General features: G+C 71.3%; 23 protein-coding genes and 2 tRNA genes. 14 read left to right on the top strand and 11 right to left on the bottom strand.

Annotated features, from left to right (window positions below):
• Window positions 1–150 precede the first annotated feature (150 nt).
• Genes Dvina_RS48105 through Dvina_RS48090 form a run of 4 tightly spaced genes read right to left on the bottom strand, consistent with a single transcriptional unit; the run spans window position 151 to window position 5,314 of the window.
• Complete coding sequence (locus tag Dvina_RS48105) at window positions 151–1,542, bottom strand: formimidoylglutamate deiminase (protein WP_223098519.1); 1,392 nt, start codon at window positions 1,540–1,542, stop codon at window positions 151–153.
• Window positions 1,539–2,747 carry an allantoate amidohydrolase gene (locus Dvina_RS48100; RefSeq protein ID WP_223098516.1) on the bottom strand — a complete coding sequence of 403 codons (1,209 nt, stop codon included), beginning with the start codon at window positions 2,745–2,747 and terminating at the stop codon, window positions 1,539–1,541. Before Dvina_RS48100 ends, Dvina_RS48105 begins: the two co-directional genes overlap by 4 nt.
• Window positions 2,744–4,438, bottom strand: a complete 1,695-nt coding sequence (gene hutU, locus Dvina_RS48095) for a urocanate hydratase (RefSeq protein WP_223098513.1) — start codon at window positions 4,436–4,438, stop codon at window positions 2,744–2,746. Before hutU ends, Dvina_RS48100 begins: the two co-directional genes overlap by 4 nt.
• A gap of 12 nt (window positions 4,439–4,450) precedes the next feature.
• Window positions 4,451–5,314, bottom strand: coding sequence for a MurR/RpiR family transcriptional regulator (locus Dvina_RS48090; RefSeq protein ID WP_246655795.1), 864 nt, complete (start codon window positions 5,312–5,314; stop codon window positions 4,451–4,453).
• Between the two features lie 74 nt (window positions 5,315–5,388).
• Between Dvina_RS48090 and Dvina_RS48085 the strand changes: the two genes are divergently transcribed.
• From Dvina_RS48085 to Dvina_RS48055, 7 genes are all read left to right on the top strand, one after another.
• Window positions 5,389–6,216, top strand: coding sequence for an MOSC domain-containing protein (locus Dvina_RS48085; RefSeq protein WP_343217088.1), 828 nt, complete (start codon window positions 5,389–5,391; stop codon window positions 6,214–6,216).
• Window positions 6,217–6,410: 194 nt separating this feature from the next.
• Window positions 6,411–7,142 carry a hypothetical protein gene (locus tag Dvina_RS48080; RefSeq protein ID WP_223098511.1) on the top strand — a complete coding sequence of 244 codons (732 nt, stop codon included), beginning with the start codon at window positions 6,411–6,413 and terminating at the stop codon, window positions 7,140–7,142.
• A 77-nt stretch (window positions 7,143–7,219) separates the two neighbouring features.
• Window positions 7,220–8,782 (top strand): circularly permuted type 2 ATP-grasp protein, encoded by a 1,563-nt coding sequence (locus tag Dvina_RS48075; RefSeq protein ID WP_223098510.1) that lies wholly within the window; start codon window positions 7,220–7,222, stop codon window positions 8,780–8,782.
• An 11-nt stretch (window positions 8,783–8,793) separates the two neighbouring features.
• On the top strand, window positions 8,794–9,741 hold the full coding sequence (locus tag Dvina_RS48070; protein WP_223098508.1) for an alpha-E domain-containing protein: 948 nt from the start codon (window positions 8,794–8,796) through the stop codon (window positions 9,739–9,741).
• Window positions 9,738–10,580, top strand: coding sequence for a transglutaminase family protein (locus Dvina_RS48065; RefSeq protein ID WP_223098506.1), 843 nt, complete (start codon window positions 9,738–9,740; stop codon window positions 10,578–10,580). The genes Dvina_RS48070 and Dvina_RS48065 overlap by 4 nt, the downstream gene beginning before the upstream one ends.
• Window positions 10,581–10,602: 22 nt before the next feature.
• A tRNA-Leu gene (locus Dvina_RS48060) sits at window positions 10,603–10,675 on the top strand.
• Between the two features lie 125 nt (window positions 10,676–10,800).
• Window positions 10,801–11,535, top strand: coding sequence for a DUF7873 family protein (locus Dvina_RS48055; RefSeq protein WP_223098504.1), 735 nt, complete (start codon window positions 10,801–10,803; stop codon window positions 11,533–11,535).
• A gap of 474 nt (window positions 11,536–12,009) precedes the next feature.
• Here the strand turns inward: Dvina_RS48055 and bcp are convergent, their stop codons facing one another.
• Window positions 12,010–12,486 (bottom strand): thioredoxin-dependent thiol peroxidase, encoded by a 477-nt coding sequence (gene bcp, locus Dvina_RS48050; RefSeq protein WP_223098503.1) that lies wholly within the window; start codon window positions 12,484–12,486, stop codon window positions 12,010–12,012.
• Window positions 12,487–12,613: 127 nt separating this feature from the next.
• Here bcp and Dvina_RS48045 point away from each other — a divergent pair, with 127 nt between their 5' ends.
• The 4 genes from Dvina_RS48045 (at window position 12,614) to Dvina_RS48030 (ending at window position 16,557) form a co-directional block, all read left to right on the top strand.
• Window positions 12,614–14,338 carry a copper resistance CopC/CopD family protein gene (locus tag Dvina_RS48045; RefSeq protein ID WP_223098502.1) on the top strand — a complete coding sequence of 575 codons (1,725 nt, stop codon included), beginning with the start codon at window positions 12,614–12,616 and terminating at the stop codon, window positions 14,336–14,338.
• A 105-nt stretch (window positions 14,339–14,443) separates the two neighbouring features.
• Window positions 14,444–15,700: a hypothetical protein gene (locus tag Dvina_RS48040; RefSeq protein WP_223098501.1), complete on the top strand. Its 1,257-nt coding sequence runs from the start codon at window positions 14,444–14,446 to the stop codon at window positions 15,698–15,700.
• A 143-nt stretch (window positions 15,701–15,843) separates the two neighbouring features.
• A complete protein-coding gene (gene orn / locus Dvina_RS48035; RefSeq protein WP_246656683.1) occupies window positions 15,844–16,428 on the top strand; it encodes an oligoribonuclease in 585 nt (194 codons plus the stop codon).
• Between the two features lie 53 nt (window positions 16,429–16,481).
• Window positions 16,482–16,557 (top strand) — tRNA-His (locus tag Dvina_RS48030).
• Between the two features lie 49 nt (window positions 16,558–16,606).
• Here Dvina_RS48030 and Dvina_RS48025 read toward each other — a convergent pair.
• The 4 genes from Dvina_RS48025 to Dvina_RS48010 form a co-directional block, all read right to left on the bottom strand.
• Window positions 16,607–17,866, bottom strand: coding sequence for a delta-60 repeat domain-containing protein (locus tag Dvina_RS48025; RefSeq protein WP_223098499.1), 1,260 nt, complete (start codon window positions 17,864–17,866; stop codon window positions 16,607–16,609).
• 105 nt (window positions 17,867–17,971) lie between these two features.
• Window positions 17,972–18,400, bottom strand: a complete 429-nt coding sequence (locus Dvina_RS48020; RefSeq protein WP_380031217.1) for a globin — start codon at window positions 18,398–18,400, stop codon at window positions 17,972–17,974.
• The gene (locus tag Dvina_RS48015) at window positions 18,393–19,892 is read right to left on the bottom strand and encodes an MFS transporter (protein ID WP_223098496.1); all 1,500 of its coding nucleotides are present in this window, start codon (window positions 19,890–19,892) and stop codon (window positions 18,393–18,395) included. Before Dvina_RS48015 ends, Dvina_RS48020 begins: the two co-directional genes overlap by 8 nt.
• A gap of 494 nt (window positions 19,893–20,386) precedes the next feature.
• A complete protein-coding gene (locus Dvina_RS48010) occupies window positions 20,387–21,409 on the bottom strand; it encodes a mechanosensitive ion channel family protein (protein WP_246655794.1) in 1,023 nt (340 codons plus the stop codon).
• A 216-nt stretch (window positions 21,410–21,625) separates the two neighbouring features.
• Between Dvina_RS48010 and Dvina_RS48005 the strand changes: the two genes are divergently transcribed.
• On the top strand, window positions 21,626–22,168 hold the full coding sequence (locus tag Dvina_RS48005) for an HNH endonuclease (RefSeq protein ID WP_223098494.1): 543 nt from the start codon (window positions 21,626–21,628) through the stop codon (window positions 22,166–22,168).
• Window positions 22,169–22,172: 4 nt separating this feature from the next.
• Here Dvina_RS48005 and kynU read toward each other — a convergent pair whose 3' ends face one another.
• A complete protein-coding gene (gene kynU, locus Dvina_RS48000; RefSeq protein ID WP_223098492.1) occupies window positions 22,173–23,423 on the bottom strand; it encodes a kynureninase in 1,251 nt (416 codons plus the stop codon).
• A 96-nt stretch (window positions 23,424–23,519) separates the two neighbouring features.
• Between kynU and ctaJ the strand changes: the two genes are divergently transcribed.
• Both ctaJ and Dvina_RS47990 read left to right on the top strand, forming a co-directional pair.
• On the top strand, window positions 23,520–23,831 hold the full coding sequence (gene ctaJ, locus Dvina_RS47995; protein ID WP_223098490.1) for an aa3-type cytochrome oxidase subunit CtaJ: 312 nt from the start codon (window positions 23,520–23,522) through the stop codon (window positions 23,829–23,831).
• Window positions 23,818–24,222, top strand: coding sequence for a DUF5130 family protein (locus tag Dvina_RS47990; RefSeq protein ID WP_223098488.1), 405 nt, complete (start codon window positions 23,818–23,820; stop codon window positions 24,220–24,222). The genes ctaJ and Dvina_RS47990 overlap by 14 nt, the downstream gene beginning before the upstream one ends.
• A gap of 70 nt (window positions 24,223–24,292) precedes the next feature.
• Here Dvina_RS47990 and pepN read toward each other — a convergent pair whose 3' ends face one another.
• On the bottom strand, window positions 24,293–26,836 hold the full coding sequence (gene pepN / locus Dvina_RS47985; RefSeq protein WP_246655793.1) for an aminopeptidase N: 2,544 nt from the start codon (window positions 26,834–26,836) through the stop codon (window positions 24,293–24,295).
• Window positions 26,837–26,915 lie beyond the last annotated feature (79 nt).

Here is a 26,915-nt window from a genome sequence, read left to right as displayed (position 1 = left end):
CCACGTCGTGCGCCCACCGGCCGCCCACGTCGTGCGCCCACCGGGCACCGTCGTCGGCTCCGCGGGACCGTGACCGGGCGCCGGCTCCGTGCGGTGCGGCCGCCGGGTGGCCGGTGGCCGGTGCGGCGATGGCGGGGGCGAGCGGCGGCCTCATCGTGCGGCTCCGATGCGCCGGCGGCCGTCGGCCTCGGACGGCGCCACGGGGACGGCTCGGGCGTCAGCGGCGACGGTGGCCAGGGCTTCGCGCAGGGCGGCGCCCACGTCGGGAACGGCCGTGTGGACGCCGTCGCGGACGACCGCGCGGCCGTCGACGAGGACGTGGCGTACGTCGGCCGCGGTGGCCGCGAAGCCGATCGCCGCCGGGTCGCAGCCGGCCGTGCGGGGCGAGTCGAGCGCGACGGTGACGAGGTCGGCGCGCCCGCCGACGGCGATGGTGCCGGCGTGCGGCCAGCCGAGTGCCGCGTGCCCGGCCGCCGTGGCCGCGCCGATGAGCTCGGCGCCCGTGAAGTGCCCGCGGCGCTCGGTGTGCAGCCGCTCGTGCATCTCCACGCCGCGGGCCTCCTCGAACAGGTCGATGACCGCGTGGCTGTCGCTGCCGAGGCTCAGTGGGCTGCCGGCGTCGGCGAGCGCTCGGGCCGGCCCGATGCCGTCGGCGAGGTCGCGCTCGGTCGTCGGGCAGCAGCACACGCCGGTCCCGCTGTCGCCGAGCTCGGCCCGGTCGGTGTCCGACAGATGCGTGGCGTGCACGGCCGTCACCCGCCCGCCGAGCAGGCCCCGGTCGGCGAGCAGCTCCGTCGGTGTGCGCCCGTGGATCGCCAGGCACGCCTCGTTTTCGGCCCGCTGCTCGGAGAGGTGCACGTGGGTCGGCAGGCCGTCGGTCCGGGCCGCGAACGCCGTCAGCGCGTCGACAGGCACCGCCCGCACGCTGTGCGCCGCCGCGCCGATCCGGGCGTGGGGCCGCGGCCGGAGCCGGTCGAGCCGGGTCGACCAGGCGTCGAACGACCCGTCGCCGAACCGGAGCTGCACCCCCTCCAGCGCCCGCCCGTCGACCCCCGCCGTCAGGTACAGCGTGTCGAGCAGCGTGATCCGGATCCCGGCGTCGGCGGCCGCGGCGATGAGGGCCTCGCCCATCGCGTTCGGGTCGGTGTAGGCGGCGCCGCCCGGCGCGTGGTGCAGGTAGTGGAACTCGCCGACGCACGTGATACCGGCCAGGGCCATCTCGCTGTACACCGCGACCGCCAGTGCGTGGTACGAGTCCGGGTCGAGCGCCCCGGCCACCGCGTACATCTGCTCGCGCCACGTCCAGAACGTGCCGCGCCCGCGCTGGGTCCGGCCCCGCAGCGCCCGGTGGAATGCGTGCGAGTGCGCGTTGGCCAGCCCCGGCAGCGTGAGCCCGGCCAGCCGTACCGCACCGGCGGCCTCCGGCGCATCGAGCGGCGTGTCCGGCCGCACCGCGACGAACCGTCCGCCGGCGATCTCGACGAGCACGTCGGCGGCGACGCCGGTCGGCAGCCAGGCGTGCGCGCAGTGGTACCGCGTCATCGACATAGCCGGGCCAGGAGGTCGGTGAGCTTCTCGACGCCGATGGAGCAGTCGACGGCGGACGCCGACTCCTGCGGCGCGTGCGAGATGCCTGTCGGGTTGCGCACGAACAGCATCGCCGTGTCGACGTGGCCGGACAGCACGCCCGCGTCGTGGCCGGCGCCGGTCGGCAGCACCGGTGCCCCGAGCTCGAGGGCGGCGAGCTTGCTGACCTCGCCGGTGAAGCCGACCTCGCCGGTGATCGACTCCGCGGTCATCGTGACGTGCGTGCCGTCCATCCGGGCCCGCTTCTCCGCCCGCTCGCGGATGGAGTCGACGAGCTTCTGCAGCGTCTCCCCGTCGGCGGCCCGGGCGTCGAGCCACGCGGAGGCGCGGGCGGCGATGGCGTTGGTGGCGTTGGGTGCGGCCTCGACCCGCCCGACGGTGGCGTGGGCGCCGTGGGTGCGGGCGGCCTCGTCGGTCGCCACCACCGTGTGCGCGAGCGTGAGCATCGGGTCGTGCCGGTCCGACATGCGCGTCGTGCCGGCGTGGTTGCCTTCGCCGGTGAAGTCGAAGCGGTATCGGCCGTGGGGCCAGATTGCGCTCGCCACCCCGACCGGGGCGTTCAGGTGGTCCAGCGCCCGCCCCTGCTCGACGTGGAGCTCGACGAACGCGCCGATGCGGGCCAGCCGCTCCGGATCGGGCCCGAGCCGATCGGGGTCGAGCCCGGCCCGCCCGATCGCGTCGGCCAGCCAGACCCCGTCCCGGTCCCGCAGTCGCAGCGCCGCCGCCGCGTCGAAGGCGCCGGTCATCAGCCGGGAGCCCAGGCACGGTACCCCGAACCGGGCCCCCTCCTCCTCGGTGAACACGACCACGGCGATCGGCCGTGTGGGCCGCACGCCGCGCTCGCGGAGCCGGTCGACGGCCAGGAGCCCCGACACGACACCGAGCGGCCCGTCGTAGGCGCCGCCGTGCGGCACCGAGTCGAGGTGGCTGCCGGTGACGACGGCCCCCTCCTGCTCGGGCTCGCCCCACCAGGCCCACAGGTTGCCGTTGCGGTCGATCTCCACCTCGAGGTCGCGGTCGAGGGCCTCCTCGACGAACCACTCCCGGCACACCAGGTCGGTGTCGGTCCACGAGTGCCGGAGGTATCCGCCGTCGTCTCCGGCTTGGCCGATGGGGCTCAGCGACCCCCACAATGCGGCGAACCGCTCAGGGCTCGTCATGACCGCTCACCCGTCCCTTCGCCATTGGTCGGCTGCGCGTCGACCGGCCCTTCGCGCATCGGCACGCGGAGCCCCGCCGCGTCGGCGACCTCGGCCGCGTCCTCGTATCCGGCGTCGACGTGCCGCAGCACCCCCATGGCCGGGTCATTGGCGAGCACCCGGGCCAGCTTCTGCGCGGCGAGCGGCGTGCCGTCGGCGACCGAGACCTGGCCGGCGTGGATCGAGCGGCCCATCCCGACGCCGCCGCCGTGGTGAATCGACACCCAGGAGGCGCCCGATGCCGTGTTGACGAGCGCGTTGAGCAGCGGCCAGTCCGCTATCGCGTCGGAGCCGTCGCGCATCGCCTCGGTCTCGCGATAGGGCGACGCGACAGAGCCGGTGTCGAGGTGGTCGCGGCCGATGACGAGCGGCGCCTCCAGCGTGCCGTCGGCGACCATCTCGTTGAACCGCAGCCCGGCCCGGTCGCGCTCGCCCTGCCCGAGCCAGCAGATCCGCGCGGGCAGGCCCTGGAACGCGACCCGTTCGCGGGCCATCGAGATCCAGCGGTGCAGCGAGGCATTCTCGGGGAAGAGCTCGAGGATCGCCTCGTCGGTGGCGGCGATGTCGGCCGGGTTGCCGGACAGCGCGGCCCACCGGAACGGGCCCTTGCCCTGGCAGAAGAGCGGCCGGATGTACGCCGGGACGAACCCAGGGAACGCGAACGCCCGATCGAAGCCGCCCAGCTGGGCCTCGCCGCGGATCGAGTTGCCGTAGTCGAACACCTCGGCGCCCTGGTCGAGGAAGCCGACCATCGCCTCGACGTGCCGGGCCATCGAGTGCCGGGCCCGGTCGGTGAACTCCTCGGGCTTCTTGGCCGCGTAGTCGGCGGCGTCGCCGGGCTCGATGCCGATCGGGATGTAGGACAGCGGGTCGTGGGCCGAGGTCTGGTCGGTCACGATGTCCACGGCGACGCCGGTCCGCAGCAGCTCGGGCAGCAGCTCGGCGGCGTTGCCGACGACCCCCACGGACAGCGGCCGGCGGGCGTCGCGGGCCTGCGTCGCGAGCCGGACGCCGGCCTCGAGCGAGTCGGCGACGACGTCGAGGTAGCGGGTGGCGACCCGGCGCTCCAGCCGGGCCCGGTCGACGTCGATGATCAGGCAGACGCCGTCGTTCATGGTGACCGCGAGGGGTTGGGCGCCGCCCATGCCGCCGCAGCCGGCGGTGACGGTGAGCGTCCCGGCGAGCGTGCCGCCGAACCGCTTCTCGGCGACCGCCGCGAACGTCTCGTAGGTGCCCTGGAGGATGCCCTGGGTGCCGATGTAGATCCAGGATCCGGCGGTCATCTGGCCGTACATCGTCAGGCCGAGCGCCTCCAGCCGGCGGAACTCGGGCCAGTTGGCCCAGTCGCCGACGAGGTTCGAGTTGGCGATGAGCACCCGCGGCGCCCACTCGTGGGTCTGCAGCACGCCGATCGGCCGGCCCGACTGGACGAGCATCGTCTCGTCGGGCGCGAGCGTCGTCAGGGTGCGCACGAGCGCACGGAAGGACGGCCAGTCGCGCGCGGCCTTGCCCGTGCCGCCGTAGACCACCAGGTCCTGCGGGCGCTCCGCGACGTCGGGGTCGAGGTTGTTCATGAGCATGCGAAGGGCGGCCTCCTGCTGCCATCCTCGCGCCGTCAACCGGGTGCCCCGAGGGGCACGGATCGCTTCCATGAGTCTCCTCGGCTAGGGCAGGAATACCTGACGGGTGGCGGCGGAGCGCTCGAACGCCTCGAGCCGTTCCTGGGTCTCGGAGGGCGCCGTGTCGCACATCGCCTGCAGCAGGATCGTCACCAGGGCCATCGGCGCGGTGTGCATGTCGAACACCAGACGGGAGCCGACCGGGGCGGCCAGGACGATGTCCGACTCCATGGCCGCCGGGCTGACCGGCGAGTCCGTCACGGTGATGACGCGCAGCCCCGCAGCCCGCGCCTCGCGCAGCGCGTCGACCGCCTCGCGCGGATATCGGGGCAGCACAAACGCCAGCATGGCAACTGCACCGGCCGCGCGTGCCTGTTCCAGGCGATCGGCGAGGAGGCTGCCCTGCTCGTGCACGAGCCGGACGTCGGGATGGACCTTCGCCGCGAAGTAGGCGAACGCGCCGGCGAGCGCCGCGGCCGCCCGCATGCCGAGGACCGGCAGCGGCCGGCTCTCCATCAGCAGGCGGCCCGCCTCGGCCAGCGGCGCGGGGTCCTTCAGCGTGTCGGCGAGCCGCTGCAGATTGGTGATCTCGTCGCTCAGCGCCTGCTCGAACTGGTTGATCGGCGCCGACTCGTCAGGGTCCTCGACCGTCGACGGCCCGTGCCGGTAGCCGTCGATCGTCACCCGCAGCTGATCGCGAAGCGCGGGATAGCCCTCGAACCCGAGTGCGGTGGCGAACCGCGTCACGGACGGCTGGCTCACCCCGGCGAGCGTGGCCAGGTCGCCGCTGGAGAGGTAACCGGCCTGCCCGGCGTGCTCGACCAGGATGCGCGCGATGCGGCGCTGGACGGGCGTCAGGCGCTGCCCGTCGAAGAGGTCGAGGATCCGCTGCCGCGGCGTCGAGGTCACGCAGGCAATGTAAGTCGTCTTTCAGAGCTGCGTCAAGTGCATGAAAGCATGCAGGACGTTGGCGGGAACGGGGGATGACATGGGACGCTCGCAACGTGCGGCTGAGCTACCTGGCGACCTACCCGATCAAGAGCTGCTACCGCGTCGAGGCGGACACGGCCGAAGTGGAGCCGTGGGGTCTGGCCGGCGATCGCCGGTGGATCGTCGTCGACGAGGCGGCCAAGCTCATGACGCAGCGACACTGGCCGGCCCTGGGCCGGATCCGACCGCGGTACACCGGCTCGGGCCTCGTGCTGGAAGCGGCCGGCCTGGAGCCGCTCGACGTGCCGTATCCGGTCGTGGGGCGGGGCGAGGGCAAGGTCGAGCACTTCCGGGAGTGGATCGCCGCGACCTCCGCGGGAGACGTCGCGGATGCCTGGGTCTCGCGGGTCCTCGGCCGGCCGGGGCGCCTGTTCCACCTCGACGACCCGACCCGCCGGGCCGTCGATCCGGAGTACGGCACCGCCGGCGATCGGGTGAGCTTCGCCGACGGCTACCCGGTGCTGCTGGCCAACGACGCCTCGCTGCGGGCGGTCAACGACTGGTTGGCCGAGGACGGTGACGAGCCGGTCACGATGACCCGCTTCCGGCCCAACGTGGTCGTCTCGGGTGCGCCGGCCTGGGCGGAGGACGACTGGATCGGCCGCCGGGTCGTGATCGGCGATGTGACGTTCCGGGTGCCGAAGCACTGCGAGCGGTGCGTGCTGACCACTGTCGACCCGGAGACGGGCGAGAAGGGGCGGCAGCCGCTGCGGGTGCTGGGGAAGCACCGGCGCTTTGCGAGTGGGCTGCTGTTCGCCGTGAACCTCATCCCGGACGGGTCCGGCAAGATCGCGATCGGTGACGAGGTCACGATCCTCTGAGGGCGGTGGCAGAGGGAGCGGTGTGGGCGTTGGGACGCGGGTGGCGGATCCGGCCGGCGGAGACCCGGCGGAAATTCGGGTGAAAGTGGCATATCGCGGCGGGTGAGGGGCGGGTGGGCCATGATCGGCTGGTGATGCCCGTTCGGGTGCGGCCCCATCTTGCTGAGATCCTTGCGTGCACTCGGCACGTTGTTGTGACGTTCAGCGTGCTCGGCGATCTGCTGCCGGAGCCGGCGGCCGTGGCTCGGCGGGTGCGGGAGATGCTGTGGGAGCTCGGGCACGAGACGTCGATCCTCGTGGACACCAGTGACAATCCGTTCGACCTGTTGGCGGCGGCCTACGCGGTGTCGGACGAGGTCGGGCGCCGGGCCGAACAGCTGGTGCACGACGCCGAGGTCGATGCGGCCGGATGGGTGCCGATGACCGCCGGGGCGGCTGAGCTGCTCGACGCCTGCCGGGACACCGGGCGGTCGGTCTCCGTCTACGCGCCGCACAGTGAGTCGGCGGTCGGGCGGCACCTGCATCGACTCGGGCTGCGCCACCTCGCCGGGCCGGCCATGGGGCGGGGGTTCGCCATGCGGCATCTCGCCGGGGCCGGTGCGGGGCGGGAGCGGGCGGCTCCCAGTCTCGGTGTCCGGAGCATGGCGCCGGTGTTCGCCGCGATCGAGGTGCGGCCCGAGGAGACGGCTGTGGTGTGCGCCACGTTCGCGGCCATGTCCGCGGCCCAGCGCTCCGGCGCCCACGCCATCGGGGTCGAGTGGATCCGGGAGCCGCGCAAGGTGCTGCACGGCGGGGAAGGGCGTAACGCGGTCGTCGGCTCGCTGCCGGCGCTCGCCGCGGCAATCAGGGCGTGCGGGCGCGCGGAGCCGCTTCACTGCGGGCCCGGGTCGGTGGCTGCGCGCCCGCTGCGGCCGGAGACGCCGTGACCGCCGGGCCAGCGCAAGATCAAGGTCGAAAACACACTGGTAATGCCGCTGAAATGGTTGGTACCTAGGCTCTCGTCATGGCGGACATCTTCGATGAATACTCGATGTCCGGGGCCATGTTCGAGGCCTGGGACGAGATGTTCGAGCGCCCCGGCCTGCCACGGTCCCCGTACCGATCGCTGTTCGCCGCGCTGCAGCCACTGGCCCCGGCCGACCTGCGGTTCCGCGCCGACCAGCTGGCCCGCGTGTTCACCGACCGGGGCGTCACCTTCGCCTACGCCGGTGAGGAGCGGCCGTTCCCGCTCGACCTGATACCGCGCATCCTCGACGCCGCCGAATGGGACCTGATCACCGCGGCGGTGCAGCAGCGGGTCAAGGCGCTCGAAGCGTTCCTCGCCGACATCTACGGCGCCGGCCGGGTGCTCATCGACGGGGTGGTGCCCCGGAAGCTGGTCACCACCAGCGCGCACTTCCACCGCCAGGCGTACGGGATCGAGCCCCCCAACGGCGTTCGCGTGCACATCAGCGGGGTGGACCTCGTGCGGGACGAGGAGGGGCACTTCCGGGTGCTCGAGGACAACCTGCGCATCCCCAGCGGTGTGTCGTACGTCATCGAGAACCGGCGGGCGCTCACCCACACCATGCCCGCGCTGTTCGCCGACGCGCGGGTGCGCCCGGTCGACGACTACCCGGCGCGGCTGCTGGCGGCGCTGCGGGCGGCGGCGCCCGAGGGCGTCGACGATCCGACGGTGGTGGTGCTGACACCCGGTGTGTACAACGCCGCGTACTTCGAGCACGCCCTGCTCGCCCGGCTGATGGGAGTCGAGCTCGTCGAGGGGCGCGACCTCGTGTGCAGCGGCAACCGGGTGCGGATGCGCACGACCCAGGGCGAGCGGCCCGTCCACGTCGTGTACCGGCGCGTCGACGACGACTTCATCGACCCGCTGCACTTCCGGCCCGACTCCGTCATCGGGTGCCCGGGGATCGTCAACGCGGCCCGGGCCGGACAGGTCACGCTGGCCAACGCCGTCGGCAACGGCGTGGCCGACGACAAGCTGCTCTACACGTACGTGCCGGACCTGATCAGGTACTACCTCGCGGAGGAGCCGCTGATCGACAACGTGGAGACGTATCGGCTCGACGATCGCGACCCCGAAGTGCTCAACGATGTCCTCGGGCGGCTGGACCAGCTGGTGCTCAAGCCCGTCGACGGGGCCGGCGGCAAAGGGATCGTGATCGGGCCGCAGGCGTCCGAGGAGGTGCTCGCCACGCTGCGGCGGGCGGTCGAGAAGGACCCGCGCGGCTGGATCGCGCAGCGGCCGGTGGCGCTGTCCACGTCGCCGACGCTGCTCGGCGACCGGGTCGCGCCCCGGCACATCGACCTGCGCCCGTTCGCGGTCAACGACGGCAACGAGATCTGGCTGCTGCCCGGCGGCCTGACCCGGGTCGCGCTGCCCGAGGGGGCGCTGGTGGTCAACTCCAGCCAGGGCGGCGGGTCGAAGGACACCTGGGTCCTCGCGCACCCCGGCGAGCCGGCGCCGCCGCCGCGGGCCCGGGTCGCGGCCGAGCTGCGCGACTCCGGCGGCAGCCCGCGCGACAGCGGACCGGCGGCCGCGCAGATGGCCGGACAGCAGCAGTAGGGGAGGGACGGATGCTCAGTCGTATCGCCGAGTCCCTGTTCTGGATCGGCCGCTACATCGAACGGGCCGACGACACCGCCCGGATTCTCGACGCGTTCCTGGGGCGGCTGCTCGAGGACCCGTGGGCCGACGAGGACGGGGCCTGCCGCAGCCTCATGTCGATCCTCGGCGCCCCGATACCGCAGGACCGCCGCCTCACGACCGGAGACGTCCTCGAGCTCCTCGCGTTCGACGCCGAGGACCCGAGCGCGATATCCGGCGCGATCGTGGCGGCCCGGGACAACGCCCGCGGTGTGCGCGAGACGATCTCCAGCGAGATGTGGGAGTGCCTCAACGTCACCTGGCACACGCTCGCCTCCCGCCGGGTCGCGGCCGAGCGCCTCGGGCCGACGGTGTTCCTGAGCTACGTGCGCGAGCGGGCGGCGGTGCTGGCCGGCCTGGCCGAGTCGACGATGAGCCGCGACGACGGCTGGCGGTTCCTGGTGCTCGGGCGCAGCCTGGAGCGGGTCGACATGACCGCGCGGCTGCTGTCGATCCAGACGCACACCTCCGACGAGGTCACCGGCTGGCGTACCGTGCTGCGCTCCTGCGGTGCCGATGAGGCGTTCCTGCGCACGCACGGAGGCACCTTCGATCCGCAGCGGGTGACCGAGTTCCTGCTGCTCGACCGCCTGTTTCCGCGATCCGCGCTGCATGCTCTCGGTACCGCCGAACAATGCCTTATAGATCTTGCACCCACCACCGAGCGGGCGGGTGTCACCGATGCCGCCCGCCGGCCGATCGGACAGATCCGCACGCGTCTGGAGTACGCCGACACGACGACCCTGCTCGCCGAGCTCCCGCAGCACCTGGGGGCGCTCCAGCAGACCTGCGCCACGGCCAGCGCCGCGATCACCGCCCGGTACTTCCCGCAGTCCACGCCCGTCACCTGGGGCACCGTCGCATGGGGTGGTTCATGAACTGGCGCCTCAAGATCCGCCACGTCACCGGCTACGAGTACGCGGGCTCGGTCTCGGCCTCGTACAACGAGGCCCGGCTCACCCCGCTGACCCTCCCGTGGCAGACGACGCTCTTCAGCCAGGTCGAAGTGACGCCCGGTGCGACGACGTACCGCTACCACGACTACTGGGCCACCCAGGTCACCGCCTTCGACCTGCACCGCCCGCACCAGCAGTTGCGCGTGGTCTCCAGCAGCCTGGTCGAGGTCACGCCGCCCCCGGCGCCGGCGCTCTTCCTCGGCTGGGCCAACCTCGACACCGACGCCGTCGTGGACGCGCACGCCGAGTTCCTGGCCTCGTCCCGGCTCACCGCCGTCGCGCCGGAGCTTGTCGAGGACGCCTGGTCGGCGGCCGGCTCGAGCGACCCGACGGAGTCCGCCGAGGCCATCTCGCACTGGGTGCGCGACCAGGTCGCGTACGTGCCCGGCTCCACCGGCGTGCAGACGAGCGCCCAGGAGGCGTGGGACCTGCGCAAGGGCGTCTGCCAGGACATCGCGCACCTCACCGTGGGGCTGCTGCGAGCCCGGGGGATCCCGGCCCGGTACGTCTCCGGCTACCTGCACCCGAAGGTCGCGGCCGAGGTCGGCGAGACGGTCGCCGGGCAGAGCCACGCCTGGGTCGAGTGGTGGGCGGGGGAGTGGACCGGCTTCGATCCGACGAACGGCGTTCCCGTCGGCCCGCGCCACGTCGTCGTCGCCCGGGGCCGTGACTACGACGACGTACCTCCACTACGCGGCGTCTATCACGGCGCCCCCAGCAAGCACCTGGGAGTCACGGTGGAGATCACGCGCCTGGCCTGAGTATTGTGTCTCTCGGTTGCGCGGGGCCGTAGCCCAATGGCAGAGGCACATGGTTTAGGTCCATGCCAGTGTGAGTTCGACTCTCACCGGCCCCACGAGCTCGGCACGCGGTGAGTGCATCGCCCCGAGTGGACGCGCTGAGTGCACGCAGTGTCCCAGCCCAAGGGCGGCGAAAAAACCGAAAAAGGGCTGTGATCAACCTCGTACACTCGTGCGCATTATGACGAAGCTGAATCAGATCATCGCAGTCGAGAAGGGCGTGAAGTCACGCTCGTTCCAGGAGCTCACCGAGGCTCACCACAACCTGCAGAAGCAGCCGCTGCTGGCCGGCATCTCCCGCACCTACCGTCCGAAGGACGAAGAGGGCGAGCAACTCCCGCCGGAGTCGACCCGCGTCCAGGTCAAGGCCGAGGAGGTCCTCCGCCAGACCGCGACCATCCTCACCCGCCTGTTCGACGTGACCGCCACCAAGGACTGGACGAACTGCGTGGCCCGCGCGGACGTCACCGTCGACGGTGAGGTCCTCCTGCGCGAGGTGCCCGTGTCCTACCTGCTCTTCCTGGAGAAGCAGCTGGCCGACATGCTCACGTTCGTGCGGAAGCTCCCGATCCTCGACGCCGCCGAGAGCTGGGTCTACGACGCCTCGGCCGACACCTACGCCACGGAGCCGACCCAGACCACCCGGACGAAGAAGATCCCGCGCAACCACGTCAAGGCCGAGGCCACCGAGAAGCACCCGGCCCAGGTCGAGGTGTATTACGAGGACGTGGTGGTCGGCTACTGGAAGACCGTGAAGTTCTCCGGCGCCATGCCGGCCAAGCGCGTGAACGAGCTCGTCGAGCGCGTCGAGAAGCTCCAGGCGGCGGTGAAGTTCGCCCGCGAGGAGGCCAACGGCGTCGCCGTGGTCGAGCAGGAGACCGGCGAGAAGGTCTTCCGCTACCTCTTCGGCGCCTGATAACTCGCTTGGCCGTGGCCGGGGTTGGATCTAGGATCGGTGGTGCGCAAGGAGCGCAGACTGAACCTGAGGCTCAGTTTGACAGGTGCGCGCGGTGTCAACGTGGAGGTTCGATTCCTTCCGCCGCCATCAACACGGCGGTGTAGCCCAATGGCAGAGGCGGCCGCGGGAGCCGAAACACAAACTCAACTTCTCGCTCCAGTCTGAGCATTCGCCGCCGAACGCCGGATCAATCGAACGGGACGCCAGTCGTCGAGGTTGCGGGTTCAACTCCCGCTCGGTCCTCTCCATGGGCCGATAGCTCAATCGCAGAGCGCGACGTCAGAATCTGATCTTCGTTCTTCAAACGTCGCCGGCGTGAGCAATTGGGCGGCAAGCCGAAGCCCGGTGGATGGATACTCCACCGGGCTTCACCAATGCATGAGCGGCGCACACCGCGCGGCTCTGCCTCGGGTAGAGGGTCGAATCCGGAACCTAGCCGTCCAGCCCGAGATCCTTGCGCAGCTTGGCGACGTGCCCTGTGGCCCGCACGTTGTACATCGCCCGCTCGATCTGCCCCTTCTCGTCGATCACGAAGGTCGAGCGGATGACGCCCAGGATCGTCCGGCCGTAGTTCTGCTTCTCCCCGTAAGCCCCGTAGGCCCGCAGGACGGCCCGGTCGGGGTCCGACACGAGCGGGAACGTGATCGCGTCGCGCTCGCGGAACTTCGCCAGCTTCGCCGGGGAGTCCGGCGAGATCCCGACGACCTCGTAGCCGGCCGCCTGCAGCGACGCCAGGTTGTCGCGGAAGTCGCAGGCCTGCTTCGTGCAGCCGGGGGTCATCGCGGCCGGGTAGGCGTAGAGCACAACCTTGCGCCCGCGCAGGTCAGCGAGCGACAGGGGCTCGTCCTGATCCGTCTGCAGCGTGAAGTCAGGAGCCGCGTCGCCGGGCTCGAGGCGCGTCGTCGTCATGCCCAGACTCTATCGCGAGGGTATGACAAATCGCGGGCCGTCCATTCCTGGCTACACAAAGTCACCGGGAACTTTTCGGGGCCCACCCGCGACCATCTCACAATGACCGGCGCGAAATCATGAGCTCATGAACCACCGCAGATGGTCCGTACCCCTGGCGATGCTCCTCGGCGCTCTGGCCATCCTCGTGCTGCCCGCCGGGCCCGCCAGCGCCCACGCGGAGCTCGAGAAGACCGCGCCGGTCGCCGGGACCGTGCTCGACCAGCTCCCCGGCGAGGTCACGCTCAGCTTCAGCGAGCAGGTCCGCCTGGTCACCGACAAGATCAAGGTCACCGCGCCGGACGGCAGCCGGGCCGACACCGGCAAGCCCGCCGTGCGCGACCAGGAACTCGTGATCCCCCTGAAGTCCGGCGGACCCAAGGGCACGTACCTCGTCAGCTACCGCGTCATCTCGGCCGACAGCCACCCCGTCGCCGGCGGCTACAGCTTCTCCTACGGCCAGCCCTCGGCCACGCCCAACGCGAACGCGAACGGCAACGCCGACACCACCACCGACCAGGTGGTCAAGAACACCATGTCGGCCGCCCGCTTCCTCGGGTTCGCCGGCCTCGTCCTGCTCGTCGGGCCCACGCTCATCCTGTTCGCGCTCTGGCCGCGCCGGCTCTCCACCCGCGACCCCGGCCGGCTGGCGCTCGTCGGTGCCGGAGTGCTCGCCCTGAGCACGATCCTGGAGCTGTACCTCCAGATCCCCTACACCGCCGGAACGTCGCTGTTCGATGCGAGCGGCGCGGCGGCCTCGGAGGTCCTGGGCACGCCGTTCGGGGCCGCGCACCTGGTCCGCCTGGGCGTCGTGCTGGCCACGGTCATCCTGCTGCGCCCGGTCATCTCGGGCCGCGCGAGCAAGGTCGACCAGACGCTCCTGGTCATCCTGGGCATCGTCGGCCTGGCGACCTGGCCGATCTCCGGGCACCCCAGCGCCTCGCCGGTGCCGACGCTCACCGTCGTCGCCGACGCCGCCCACCTCGCGTCGATGTCGATCTGGCTCGGCGGTCTGGTGATGCTGTTCGGCTTCCTGCTGCGCCGGGCCAACGCCCGGGAGCTGGCCGCGATCGTGCCGGTGTGGTCGGGCTGGGCACTGTTCGCGATCACCGTCCTGGTGCTGGCGGGCACCGCGCAGGCGCTCGTGGAGATCGGCACCCTCGACGCGCTGACCGGCACCCTCTACGGCCAGATCGTCATGATCAAGGTGGCGCTGCTGGCGGTCGTGGTGGGCGTCGCGGCGTACTCCCGCAGCATCACGAACCGCAGATTCGCCCCGCCGCCGGTGGTCGCGGCCACCGAGGACGACGAGCCCGACGAGGACGAGGACGACGAGCCGGCCGAGCCGCCGGCGATCGAGGACCGCGACCGGCGCCGGCTGCGGACGGCTGTCATCGCCGAGGTCGGGATCGCCGTCGTCGTGCTGCTCATGACCTCGGTGCTGGTCCAGACCAGCCCGGCCCGCGCCGGGCAGGGCGACGCACCGCCCGGACCCTTCGACACCGTGGTCTCGACGAGCCTGCTCAAGCTCCAGGTGGACATCTCGCCGGCCACTGTCGGTCAGAACTCGATCCATGTGTACGCGGTCAAGCCCGACGGCTCCGGGCCGCAGACGGTCGTCGAGTGGAAGGCGACCGCCGCACTGGCCAGCAAGGGCATCGAGCCGCTGACCGTGCCGATGCTCGGGATCAGCGACGACCACGCGATCGGCCAGATCTCGCTGGTGTCCGCGGGCACCTGGGAGTTCAAGTTCACGGCCCGGGTCGACGACCTCAACCAGACCACCGTCACGGTGCAGGTGCCCGTGAAGTAGTACATCTGCCGCCACGTTCTGTGTTTCCGACCGATACGCGCAGTATGCGCCCGAATTGCCGGTAATGTCGGCCCTGTAATGCCGGGGGGAAGAGGGGCCGCTGCCATGGTCGTGCGTCTGGTTCGGGCGGGTGTCGGCGCGCTGCTGCTGCTCATCGCGGTGCCGCTGGCTCTCGCCGGTGGCGGACTCCTGATGGCCATGGAGCATCGCGCGGACGACGACACGTTCACGGCTCGTCTGGAGCGCGTGCGCACCGACGGCGACGCCGTGGTCGTGACCGACGTCGATGCGCTGCTGCGGACCGACGCGCCGTTCGCGCGGGGTGGGCAGACCACGCTCAGCCTGTCGGCGGTCGGGTCCGGCGGCCCGCTCTTCATCGGGCTCGGCCCTGAGGCGGCCGTCCGCCGCTACCTCGACGGGCACTCCTACGCCCGCGTCAGCCGCGTCCGCCTGGCCCGCGGCCCGCTCCCGGTCGAGCTGGCCACCGAGGCCGCCGCCCGCACCGCGAACCAGACAGCCGTCACCGGCGACGCGGCACCCCCGCCGCCGGCCGATCCCGCCGCTCCGGTCGACCCCGCCGCCGTAGCCCCTCCGGCCGCCGCCGCTCCGCCGGCCGCCGCAGTGCCGCCCGCCCTGGGTGGGGCCGCGACCGGGGCCGAAGCCAAGGGCCCGGCAGCGGAGAAGTTCTGGACCGGGCGCAGCGAGCTGAAGGCGGGTGTGGCCCGGATCACGTGGTCGCCCTCGGCCATGCGGGGCAAGCACCTCGCGCTCGTGGTGATGCGCGCCGACGGTACGGCCGGCGTCGACGCCGCCATCACCGCCCGGCTGGCTCCCGCCTGGCTCGCCCCCACCACCGGCGGCCTGCTCATGCTCGGCGCCGCGCTGTTCTTCCTGGCCCTCGTCACGCTGGCCTGGCCGCAGGGCCGCCCGGCGGCCGTCGCCGCGGGCGGTTCCGAGCCGGCCCCGCTGCCCGTCCTGCCGGCCCAGCCCACCTCCGACGAGGACGAGGCCACGCCGGAGGAGCCGGAAGCGGCGGCCCGCGTGGTGGCGAACGAGCGGGTCATGGCCACCCTGGCCGACGTCCTGGCCGCGGCGGACGCCGAAGCCGAGCCGGCGCCGGTCGAGCCGGCCGGAACGATCGAAGAGGCCGGGACGATCGAAGAGGCCGGGGCGAAGGCCGAGGACCCCCTGCTCGTCGAGTGCGAGCTGGACCGTCCGGCCCCGCTCGACGCCGACTTCGACGACCACGGCCCGATCGACCTGCCCCCGCTGCCGGCGATGCCCAACATCGAGCTCCAGTTCACCTGGGCGCCGCTGGCCGTCAGCGAGGACACCGCTGAGTCCGGAACCGCCGCGCGCTGAGTGATGCACGCCACATCGGAGCCAGAATTTGGTAACGACAAGGCGGAGTCTGGGTGGTTGCCCGGGCCGAGGAGTGAGAAGTCGGTCAGATGAACACTAGGCTGTCCGATGTGGGTGATCTTTTGGTCTGGATCGACTGTGAGATGACAGGGCTCGATCTGGGGAAGGACGCGCTGATCGAAGTCGCAGCGCTGGTGACCGACCCGGATCTCAACGTGCTCGGCGAGGGCGTCGACGTGGTGATCCACGCCGACGACGCGGCACTGGACGGGATGCTCGATGTGGTGCGCGACATGCACCGCAAGTCGGGCCTCACCGAAGCCGTGCGGGCCTCCACGACCACGGTGGCCGAGGCCGAGGACCTCATCATGTCGTACATCACGGAGCACGTCCGCGATCCGCGCACCGCACCGCTGTGCGGCAACTCGATCGCCACCGACCGCGGCTTCCTGGCCCGCGACATGCCGCGACTCGATCACCATCTGCACTACCGGATGATCGACGTGTCCTCGATCAAAGAGCTGTGCCGCCGCTGGTACCCGCGCGTGTACTTCGGGCAGCCGCCGAAGGGCCTCGCGCACCGGGCGCTTGCCGACATCCGCGAGAGCATCCGCGAGCTGGAGTACTACCGCCGCACGCTGTTCGTGCCCCTGCCCGGCCCGGACGTCGAGACCGCCAAGGGGATCGCGGCCGAGTTGAGCCGGGAAAGCGACACGAACGCGTCATAACCCTGTCGACGAATCCCACTCCCCATGCCCTACTATTAGCGGGCGAGTTCATGGTGGCTGTAGCTCAGTTGGCAGAGCACCGGGTTGTGGTCCCGGGTGTCGTGGGTTCAAATCCCATCAGTCACCCCATGCGAAAAGGCCCCGTCCAAGCGGACGGGGCCTTTTCCGTACTGTCGAGTCAGGACACCGGCAGCAGCGCCAGGCGGCCGTGGTACTCGTTGCCGATCCGCTCCGTGTCCGAGCCCACCAGCAGGCCCTGCGGGGTCGCCAGGAGGGCGCGGGCGCCGATGCCGCGCGGGTTGCGCTTCGGGTTCCAGTCCGTGGCCTTGCCGGTCTGCGGGTTGATGGCCGCGATGCCCGGCCGGGCGACCGCACCGGGGCCGGCCGTCTCCTTGCCCTCCGGGTTGTCCATCCAGCGCTGGTGGCCGCCCACGTACACCGCGGCGCCCGTGTCGGCGACGGAGTACAGCGAGTCCCCGCCCGTCCAGTTCACCCAGAGCGGCTTGTGCAGGCCCGTCCCGCGCAGGTCGAAGCGGGCGGCGGTGTCGCACATCAGGTGGTCGCCCCACTTGCGGCCGGTCGACACGATCGTGGCGTAGGTGCCCGTCGGGTCGAAGTCGATGCCGCGCAGGTAGGTCTCGAAGCCCGCCCGGCACTCGTGGGCGTACGCGTCGGTGTACCAGTCGGCCAGGCGCACCGGGCCGCCGTTCGGCATGTCGATCATGACGACCTGCGCCCGCCACTGCCCGGCCGCCTGCTCGACCGCGCCGACCGCGGCCAGCCGGGTGCCGTCCGGGGTCAGGGCGAGGTCCTCGAGCTTGACGCGGCTCAGGTGCGGCGCGGCCAGCTTCATGTCGAAGGCCGGGTCGACGGCGCCGGTCGTGGCGTTCAGCCGGGCCAGGCCGGTCCGGGTGGTGGCGCCGATGGCGCTGAAGGAGCCGGCCACGTACAGCCACGGGCCCTGGGCGATCACGCTGCGGCTGTCGCCCCAGTTGATGGCGGCCGTGAACGCCGGGACCCGGTTGCCGTCGGCCAGGTTGAGCTGGGCCAGGCCGCGCTCGTCACCGCCCGCGATGCGCTTGAAACTGCCGCCCGCGTAGACGGTGTTGTTCGGCCCGCCGGCCAGCGTCAACACCGGGGCGTCGGGCTGCGGCGCGAACGGCAGGACCTCACCTGTCGAAGCGCGATAGGCAAAGAGATTCTTCCGGTTGTACTTCACCTTGCCCGCGGCATCGGTGACGGTATTGAAGTCGCCGCCCACCACCACCGTGTCACCGACGAGTGCAAAGGCCCGGACCTCGCCGTCGGTGACGTTCGGGGTGTAGTCGACCGGGTTGATCGACACCTGGGCTTGCTGGTTGAGCGCGGCGGAGGCGGGGATGGCGACCGCGAAAGCGGCAATGGCTGTGGCGGCAGCGGCGATCAGGCGTCGGCGCATGCAGGCGTCTCCTCGGTCGTTTCGTCGAGCTGGACTCGGCCGCCCGGACACGGCGGCACATAGACAAGACAACGCGAAACGTGGCGAAAGGAAACGCAAACAACCCTAAAGTACCGGAATAGTCCGATTGTCCGATTCGTTCGGGTCCTCGGCATTGACCATGAAGTTGGCCGCGTGCTCCAGGTAGTTCCACAGCGTGGCCTCCTGCTCCGGTGGCAGCGCGATCGCGTCGACCGCCCGGCGCATCTGCCGCAGCCAGGCGTCCCGTTCGGCCGAGGCGATCCGGAAGGGCGCGTGGCGCATGCGCAGCCGCGGGTGGCCGCGGTTCTCCGAATACGTCGTCGGGCCGCCCCAGTACTGCATCAGGAAGAGCCGGAACCGCTCGTTGGCGGGGCCGAGGTCCTCTTCCGGGTACAAAGGCCGCAGGATCGGGTCTTCGGCAACACCGGCGTAGAACTCATCCACCAGTTTGCGGAATGTCGGCTCGCCGCCGACGAGCTCGTAGAAGTTGGGGGACGTCACGCCATCAACTATGCCGCGCGGCCTGTGAGGGCGGTGCGGGCGGGAGGCCACCCAGGTCCGTGGTCCGCTCGCTGAGGTCCACAGTGCGCTCGGCCGGGTCGGTCATCGGCGGCTCACGGCGGGCCGACGGGCCGGGGGAGGGGCGGCGGCGCGGCGGCAGCGGTACCCGGGCCAGGTCGATCGTGACCTCGCCGAGGTCCTCGACGTTCTTGTTGTCGGCCGCGGCGTACTGCTCGGCCGCGACCCGCACCTTGTTGGCCGCGATGGCGTCGGCGATCGTCGCCTTGGCCGGCCAGGCGGCGATGATCAGGACTGTGACGCCGAGACCGAAGATCCCGAAGTAGCCGACGACGTCCGGGAGCGGGTAGTAGGTCGCCAGCCAGCCGGTGAGCACGATCGAGCCGCCCTGCAGCAGGTGCACGCCGCTCTGCATGACCCCGAAGGCGCGGGCCCGGTAGGACGGTGGCAGCACCTGCACGAACAGCCCGTTGCCGGCCGGAAGCGTGATGGCGAGGGAGGCCCCGGCGAACACCGTCATCACGACGATCACCGGCAGGCTCGGGTCGAACAGGCCCGGGACCAGCGCCAGCGGTGTGATGAGCGCCATGGGCCGGATCAGCGCGACCCGGCGCTGCGGGGGCAGGAACCAGGTGACGAGCGCGCTGCCGATCACGAACCCGGCGGCGGCGGCGGTCATGATGGCGCCGAAGGCGAAGGAGTCGGACTGCTCGCCCAGGCGGGCGGCCCACGCCGCGGCCAGCCCTTCGGGCACCACCCCGAAGCAGACGCCGGTGAACACCACCAGCGCGATGGAGCGCATGATCGGGGACCGGAAGACGACGCGGTATCCGTCCACCGCCTCCCGCAGCAGATGCGTGCGCTCGTGGACCTTCAGCGAGGGCTCGCGCTCCTTGACGGCCACGGCGAGCAGCCCGGCCGAGACGGCGAAGGTCACGCCGTTGAGCAGCAGCGCGAGGGAGCCGTTGTAGGCGGCCAGGGTGGCGCCGAGCGCGTAGCCGGCGATGAGCGCGACCTGGCCCGTGGTCCGGGTCAGGGTGACCGCGGTGACGTACTGCTCGCCCTGCAGCAGCTGCGGCATCAGCGCCGAGCGGGAAGCGTCGAACGGCGGGCTCAGCAGCGCGTTGGCGAACAGCAGCGCGATGATCAGACCGATGTGCAGCCCGGGGAACGCGGCCAGCACCACCATCAGCGCGGCCCGGATCAGGTCACAGCCGATCATGGTCCGCCGATACGCATGGCGCTCGGCCCACGCCGACAGCACCGCCCCGATGCCCAGCCACGGCAGGTAGCTCACCGCGAACGCCGCCGCCGACCAGATCGGCGAGTTCGTCTGCCGATAGACAAGCGCGATCACCGCCGCCCGGGCCACGTTGTCACCCAGGCTGGACTGCGCCTGCGCCGTGAACAGTGCGGCGTACTCCCGATTGCCGAGCGTCTCGCGGATAGTCGCGGGGCGTTTGGCGGACTCGGCGGGATTCGACACCGGCAGAGCCCCCTTCCCTCGGTCGCGACGGCCAAATGTTCGTGGGCGCGGCCGAACCGGACATTGCCGCCCGAGAGGGGTCAACGGCGGCGGACCGGGACACTGTGCAGCGATGCACCTGAACGAACGGACGATAACCGACTGACCACCCGACGCGCGACCCTACCCTCCGGGTTGATCACGAATGCCCGCGAGATTGGGCAAATACCACCGTTCGGTACAGGACTGGCGGTATGGCCACACCGGAAAACGTTTGCGGTACGGCAAATTCGAGTGCGCCGATGTGGTGTTCATCGAGGTGATCCGATAAGTCGGGCGCTCCGCGCCGCGCTGCGCTCGACTTATCAGATTTATACTGCACCGGGGTATAAGTCCGAAAAGTCCGATCACGGAGTGTCGGACCTTTTCGGCACCTACGCGCTGGTTGCGGGCGGTCACTTCGGCCCGCAGCGGAGCCGACTGCGCTCGAGCGGCGGCCCGCGTCGGGAAGCGGCCTACGTCGGGCCGGCCGGGCCCGTCTCGTCGCCGTTGGCCGGGCGGATGTACATGCGGGCGGCGGTCAGCTGGGCGGTGATGCCGGCCCGCTCCAGAGCGTCGGTCGTGCGGCGGCGCAGTTCGCGGCCGATCCGCCACTGGGCCTCGTTCGACGTCTTCACCGTGACGCGCAGCACCGCGCCCTCGGCGGTCAGCTGCTCGACGCCCAGGACCTTCGGCGGGTCCATGAAGTCGTCGGCGAAGTCGGCGTCGGCGGCGAACTGCTCGACCGTCTCCTGCAGGACCGCGGTGGCCTGGTCGACGGAGACGAAGCCCACCGGGACGTCGATGTTCACGACGGCCCAGCCCTGGCTCTTGTTGCCGACCCGGACGATTTCGCCGTTGCGGACGTACCAGACGACGCCCGTGCCGTCGCGGACGGTGGTGATGCGCAGGCCGACGGCCTCCACGGTGCCGGTGACCTCGCCGACGTCCACCACGTCGCCGACGCCGTACTGATCCTCCAGCAGCATGAACAGCCCGGCGATGAAGTCCTTCACCAGGTTCTGCGCACCGAAGCCGATGGCCAGGCCCGCGATGCCGGCGCTGGCCAGCAGCGGGCCGAGGTTGATCCCGATCTCGCCCAGCACCAGCATCGTGGCGATCGAGAACACGACGGCCGAGGCGATGCTGCGCAGCACCGAGCCCAGGGCCCGGGCGCGCTGGTTGCGCCGCTCGGAGGGGGCGGCGAGGGTGGGCAGCCGCCGGCGCAGGGGGCGCAGGATCGAGCCGCCGTTCTCGCTGTCGGCCACCGTGTGCTTGATCAGGCGGTCGATCGCCCGGTGGATGAGCGCCCGGATGATCAGGGCCACGATGATGATCGTGATGATCGTCAGCGGCTTGACCAGCACCCAGTAACTGCTCTCGGCCAGCCATTTGTTCTTGGTCTGGTCGTAGACGAAGTCGCAGAGGCCCGACTCGGCGGCGCAGCTCGGCCGGGTGCCGGGCGTCTCCTCGAACGGCATCGCGATGGGGCTGATCACTTGACTCCTCGCAGGGAAACAGGGCGAACCGGGGTAAGTCCGCGCAAATAAGTCGGGGTTGCGGGTGAAGGTTCACGCACCGGCCGCAAATAGTACGTGCAATCCGAGGATCTATCAGGGACGATTAGCCCACGGACCACCGCCGGTGGGCTCGCAAGCAGACCTCACATGGCCATTTCCAGGGAGACTTCCTTCACGTACTAGGGGGACGGCGCGATGCCTGACATACGACCCGCACGAGTATCGGGTGCGCTGGTGCTGAATGCCACCTACGAGCCGCTGTGTGTCGTGTCTGTCAGACGTGCCACCATCTTGGTCCTGACGTCGAAGGCCGTGTGCGTCGCCGACGGTGACGGGATCCTGCACAGTGCGATGAACGAGTTGCCGGTGCCGTCAGTGGTCCGGCTCACCCGCTACGTCCGGGTGCCGTACCGCACGCACATAGGACTCTCCCGCCGCGGAATATTCGCCCGCGACGGATGGCGCTGCGCCTACTGTCGCGGGCCGGCCGAGACCATCGACCACGTGATGCCACGTAGCCGGGGCGGGCGGCACGCCTGGGAGAACGTCGTAGCCGCCTGCGCCCGCTGCAACCACACCAAAGGTGACAAAACGCCAGCCGAACTCGGCTGGCGTTTGCATGCCAGCCCCATTGCGCCCAAGGGCGTCGCGTGGCGCGTCCTCGGCCACCGCACCCCGGACCCGCGCTGGGCCGACTGGCTCGACCTCCCGATCGACGGCGTGGCCCAGGCCGCATAGGCGATCACGTCACGCGCCCGAGCGTGGCCGCGAACGACAGGTGTGAGCCCGACTCCACGATGGACCGGAGCCGGCTCATGCCCTCGTGGACGTCGACGAACCGGGTGTACAGGGGGGCCAGGCCGATCCGGAGCCGGTCGGGGGTGCGGAAGTCCGGGATCACGTTCGCGGCCTTGAGTGCCTGGCACAGCTGCCACGCCTCGGGCGAGTGGAACGTCACATGGCTGCCGCGCACCGCCGAGTCCCGGGGGCTGGCCAGCGCCAGCCGGTCGCCGAGCCACTCCGAGGCCAGCGCGATCGCGTAGTCGGTGAGCCGCGCCCCCTTCTCGGCCAGCGCGTCGATCCCCGCCTCGGCGACGAGCCGGGCGCCCTCCTGCGCCGCGTAGCCGCCGAGCACCGGGGGAGTACCCACCAGGAACCGGTCGATGGACGGGGCCGGGTCGTAACCGGGCGCCATCGCGAACTGGTCCCGGCGGCCGAACCAGCCCCAGATCGGCTGGCGCAGCCCGGCCTGGAGGTCCTCGCGCACGTACAGGAACGCGGGAGCGCCCGGGCCGGCGTTGAGGTACTTGTACGTGCACCCCACCGCCAGATCCGCCCCGGACTCGCGCAGCGGCACCCGCACCGCCCCCGCCGAGTGGCAGAGATCCCACAGTGTGAGGGCGCCCACCCGGTGCGCGGCCGTGGTGATCGCCACCATGTCCGCGATCGCGCCCGACCGGTAGGCGACGTGCGACAGGCAGACCAGGGCGACGTCGTCGTCCAGGGCCGCCGCCACCCGCGCCGGATCGAGGCCCGCGTCGATATCGGTCGCGACCAGGCGCAGCTCCAGACCGCGGGCCGCGGCCAGGCCCTCCAGCAGGTATCGGTCGGTGGGGAAGTTGTCGTCGTCGGTCACGATCACGTGGCGGCCGGGCCGGGCGTCGAGGGCGGCGGCGGCCAGCTTGTAGACGTTGACGCTCGTCGAGTCCGAGAGCACCACCTCGCCGGGGCCAACGTGCAGCACCCCCGATGCCAGCAGATCGCCGACGGACCGGGCGAGATCGATCCACGTGTCCCAGCCGCGGATCAGGTCGTGGCCCCATTCACGGTCGACGGCGTCGCGCAGCCGTTCCCGGGTGGCGAGGGGCAGGCGGCCCAGGGAGTTGCCGTCGAAGTACACCAGATCGCTGTCCGGAATGTGGAATCTCGACCGGAAATGTCCGATCGGGTCCTGGGTGTCGAGCGATTCGGCATACTGACGCGTGTGGTCCATGTCTGCGACGGTAGGCCCCCGGCAACCGGCTGGTCATTGCCGCCCGCTAACGTGAAGCCGGTCTTTTAGTCCCTTCGACGCCTGGGGGCGTTGAGCTTGTCCATCATCGAGACGACGCTGATCTTCGCCGGAATTCCGGTCGCGATCATCCTGCTCATATCGGGCGCCGTCTACGCGGGGGGTGCCCGCCGTAGCCGGCGCTACCGGCCCGGGCGGCCGTTCGAGTTCACGCCCGTCTGGTTCCTGGCCGCGCCCGAGCAGCAGGCCGCGTTGGCGCGCGCCCGTGAGCTGACCGGGGTCCGGCGGGCCGAACTGACCGCGGGCGGCGACGACGCCACCACCGCGACCGAGTGGTCGGGCGAGAAGTCCCAGCCGCAAGTCATCGGAGGCGCAAGTGACAGGTGGTAGCCCGGGCGGACTGTCGGGCCGGCCCGAGGTCCTCAACGGCCCGTTCACCACGCGCCAGCTGCTCCGCCTGGACGAGGCGCTGCGCCTGGCCGACTCATCGACCGGGCTGACGTTCAGCATCTACGTCGGCGACCTCGAAGAGCCGGCCCGCACCTACGCGGAGAAGCTGCACGGCCAGCTCGCCGTGCCGGCCGAGTCGGTGCTCATCGCGCTCTCGCCCAACCAGCGCGTCCTGGAGATCGTGACCGGCGGCGACGCCCGCCGCCGTCTGCCGGACCGCGCGGCGAAGCTGGCGGCCCTGTCGATGGCCGCGGCGTTCGGCGGCGGCGACCTGGCGGGCGGCCTGGTCTCCGGCCTGGCCCAGCTGGCCGACCACGCCGGCAAGCACTGAGGCACGCAAGCGCTGCACAGCAAAGCGCCGCACCCCTGGATCACGGGGTGCGGCGCTTCTGCATGACCGGCTACGACGCCTGCGCGTCCTTCGCCCGGGCCTTCAGCGCGCGGACGATGCCGTCGCGGCCCTCGCCCACCAGGCGGCGCAGCGGAGCCGGCGTGTCCGGCGTGGCCAGCCACGCCTCCGTGCGGGCCACCGTCTCCTCGCTCACCTGGTAGGCCGGGTAGGCCATCTCGACGAACTCGGCCGCCGGCTCGCTGTCGCGCGACTCCCACACCGGCAGCAGGGCGTCGAAGTAGGACGGCACGAACGGCGCGGTCAGCTTCGTCTGGGCCGAGTGCTGGAAGCCCTGCAGCAGCGAGCGCTGCAGCCAGTTGGGCAGCGAGTGGTCCTCGGTGAGCCGGCGCCAGGTCTCGGCCTTCGACTCCGCCGTCGGGACCAGGGCCCGGGCCAGCGCGGCCTGGCGCTCGCCGGAGGCCGTGCGGTCCCGGTCGAGCTCGGCCTCGATCTCGGCCGGGTCGGCGGCGCCGTTGGCGATGAGCGCGTGCAGGATGCCCCAGCGCAGGTCGGCCTGGATGCTCAGACCGTCCGGGACGTCCTCGCCGCGCAGCCAGCCGGCCAGCACCGCCAGGTCGGCCTCGCTGCGCGCCGCGGCCGCGAACGAGCGGGCCCAGGCCAGCTGGAAGCCGCTGCCGGCCTCGGCCGTGCGCAGCGCCGAGCGGGCGGTCTCGGCCAGCTGGGTCCAGCCCTGCGGTGCCCACGCCGGGTCGGCGTAGAACACCAGCGCCGACTGGGCCTGGCGGATGGTCGCGGTCACCAGGTTGATGTCCCGCTCGCGCGGCAGCCCGGTCGCGACGAGCCGGACGTAGTCGCGGGCGGCCAGCTCGGCGTCGCGGACCATGTCCCACGAGGCCGACCAGACGAGCGCCCGGGCCAGCGAGTTGTCCAGCCCGTCGATGTGGTCGACGACGACGGCCATCGAGGCCGGGTCGAGGCGCAGCTTGGCGTACGTGAGGTCGTCGTCGTTGAGCAGCAGCACGTCGGCCGCCCGGACCCCGGCGAGCGCGGCGATCTCGGTCTGCTCGCCGTCGACGTCGGCCTCCACCAGGTCCCGGCGCACCAGGGCGTTGTCGACCAGGTCGTACAGGCCGACGCCGATGCGGTGGGTGCGCAGCGTCGCATAGGCGGCCGGGGCCTCCTGGCGCACCACGACGCGCTCGTAGGTGCCGTCGGCGGCCGTCGTGATCTCCGGTCGCAGGGTGTTGACCTGGGCCGTCTCCAGCCACTGGGCGGCGAACTTGCGCAGCTCCTTGCCGCTTGCCGACTCGAGCGCCGTGAGCAGGTCGTCGAAGGTGGCGTTGCCCCACTGGTGCTGCTGGAAGTAGGTGCGCAGGCCGCGGCGGAACGGGTCGATGCCCACGTACGCGACGAGCTGCTTGATGACGCTGGCGCCCTTGGCGTAGGTGATGCCGTCGAAGTTGACCTCGACCGCCTCGACGTCGGGCATCTCGGTGTAGACCGGGTGCGTCGAGGAGAGCTGGTCCTGGCGGTATCCCCAGTTCTTGCGCACGGACAGGAATGTCGTCCAGGCGTCGGTGAACCGGGTCGCGTTGGTGTTGCACCAGTGGCTGGCCCACTCGGCGAACGACTCGTTCAGCCACAGGTCGTCCCACCAGCGCATGGTCACCAGGTCGCCGAACCACATGTGGGCGAGCTCGTGCAGGATCGTGTTGGCCCGCTGCTCGTACTCGAAGTCCGTGACCGGCGAGCGGAAGATGTAGTGCTGCTCGGCGTGGACCACGCAGCCGAAGTTCTCCATCGCGCCGGCGTTGAACTCCGGGGAGTACACCTGGTCGTACTTCGGCAGCGGGTAGCGGATGCCGAACTCCTCGTGGAAGAAGTCGAACCCCTGCTTCGTGACGAGGTTGATGTCGTCCGCGTCGAGGTACTGCTTCATCGACTGCCGGCAGAACACGCCCAGGTCGATGCCGTCGTGGGTGTCCCGGACCTCGTGGTAGGGCCCCGCGCACACGGCGGTGATGTAGGTGCTCATCCGCGGCGTGCGCTGGAAGTGCCGGACCAGGCCCTCCTGCCGCTCCAGCGGCATGTTGGAGATGACCTTCCAGTGCTTCGGCGCCGTCACCCGGAAGGTGAACTCCGCCTTGAGGTCGGGCTGGTCGAAGCAGGCGAAGGCGCGCTGGGCGTCGGCCGTCTCGAACTGGCTGTAGAGGTACACCTCCTTGTCCACGGGGTCGACGCTGCGGTGCAGGCCCTGACCGGTCGTCGAGTAGGGGAACTCCGCGTCCACGACCAGGACGTTGTCGGCCTGCAGCCCGGGCAGCGCCAGCCCCTTGTCGGTGGCCCAGTCGCTGACGTCCACCGGCGCGCCGTTGAGCGTGGCGCTGTGCACGGCCGCCGCGGCGACCTCGATGAACGTCGTGGCGCCCGGCTCCCGGCAGGAGAAGCGCACCTCGCTCGTCGACCGGAACGTGCCTTCCCCGGGGTTTCCGGCGCCGTCGGTGAGGTCGAGGCTGATGTCATACGCCGTGACGCCGAGCAGGCGGGCCCGCTCGACCGCTTCAACCTGGCGTAGGTTGCGTACACCGGCCACGTGTCGTCTCCTGTCGTTCGCTGTGGCCGTCCCCGTCGACGGCGTCAACCCGAGTGTTCCATGCTCAGGGAGGACACTG

The sequence above is a fragment of the Dactylosporangium vinaceum genome, assembly GCF_019904175.1.
Lineage (GTDB): Bacteria > Actinomycetota > Actinomycetes > Mycobacteriales > Micromonosporaceae > Dactylosporangium > Dactylosporangium vinaceum.
Note: the sequence above shows the minus strand (reverse complement) of the source record. Positions and strands in the feature narration are given on the sequence as shown.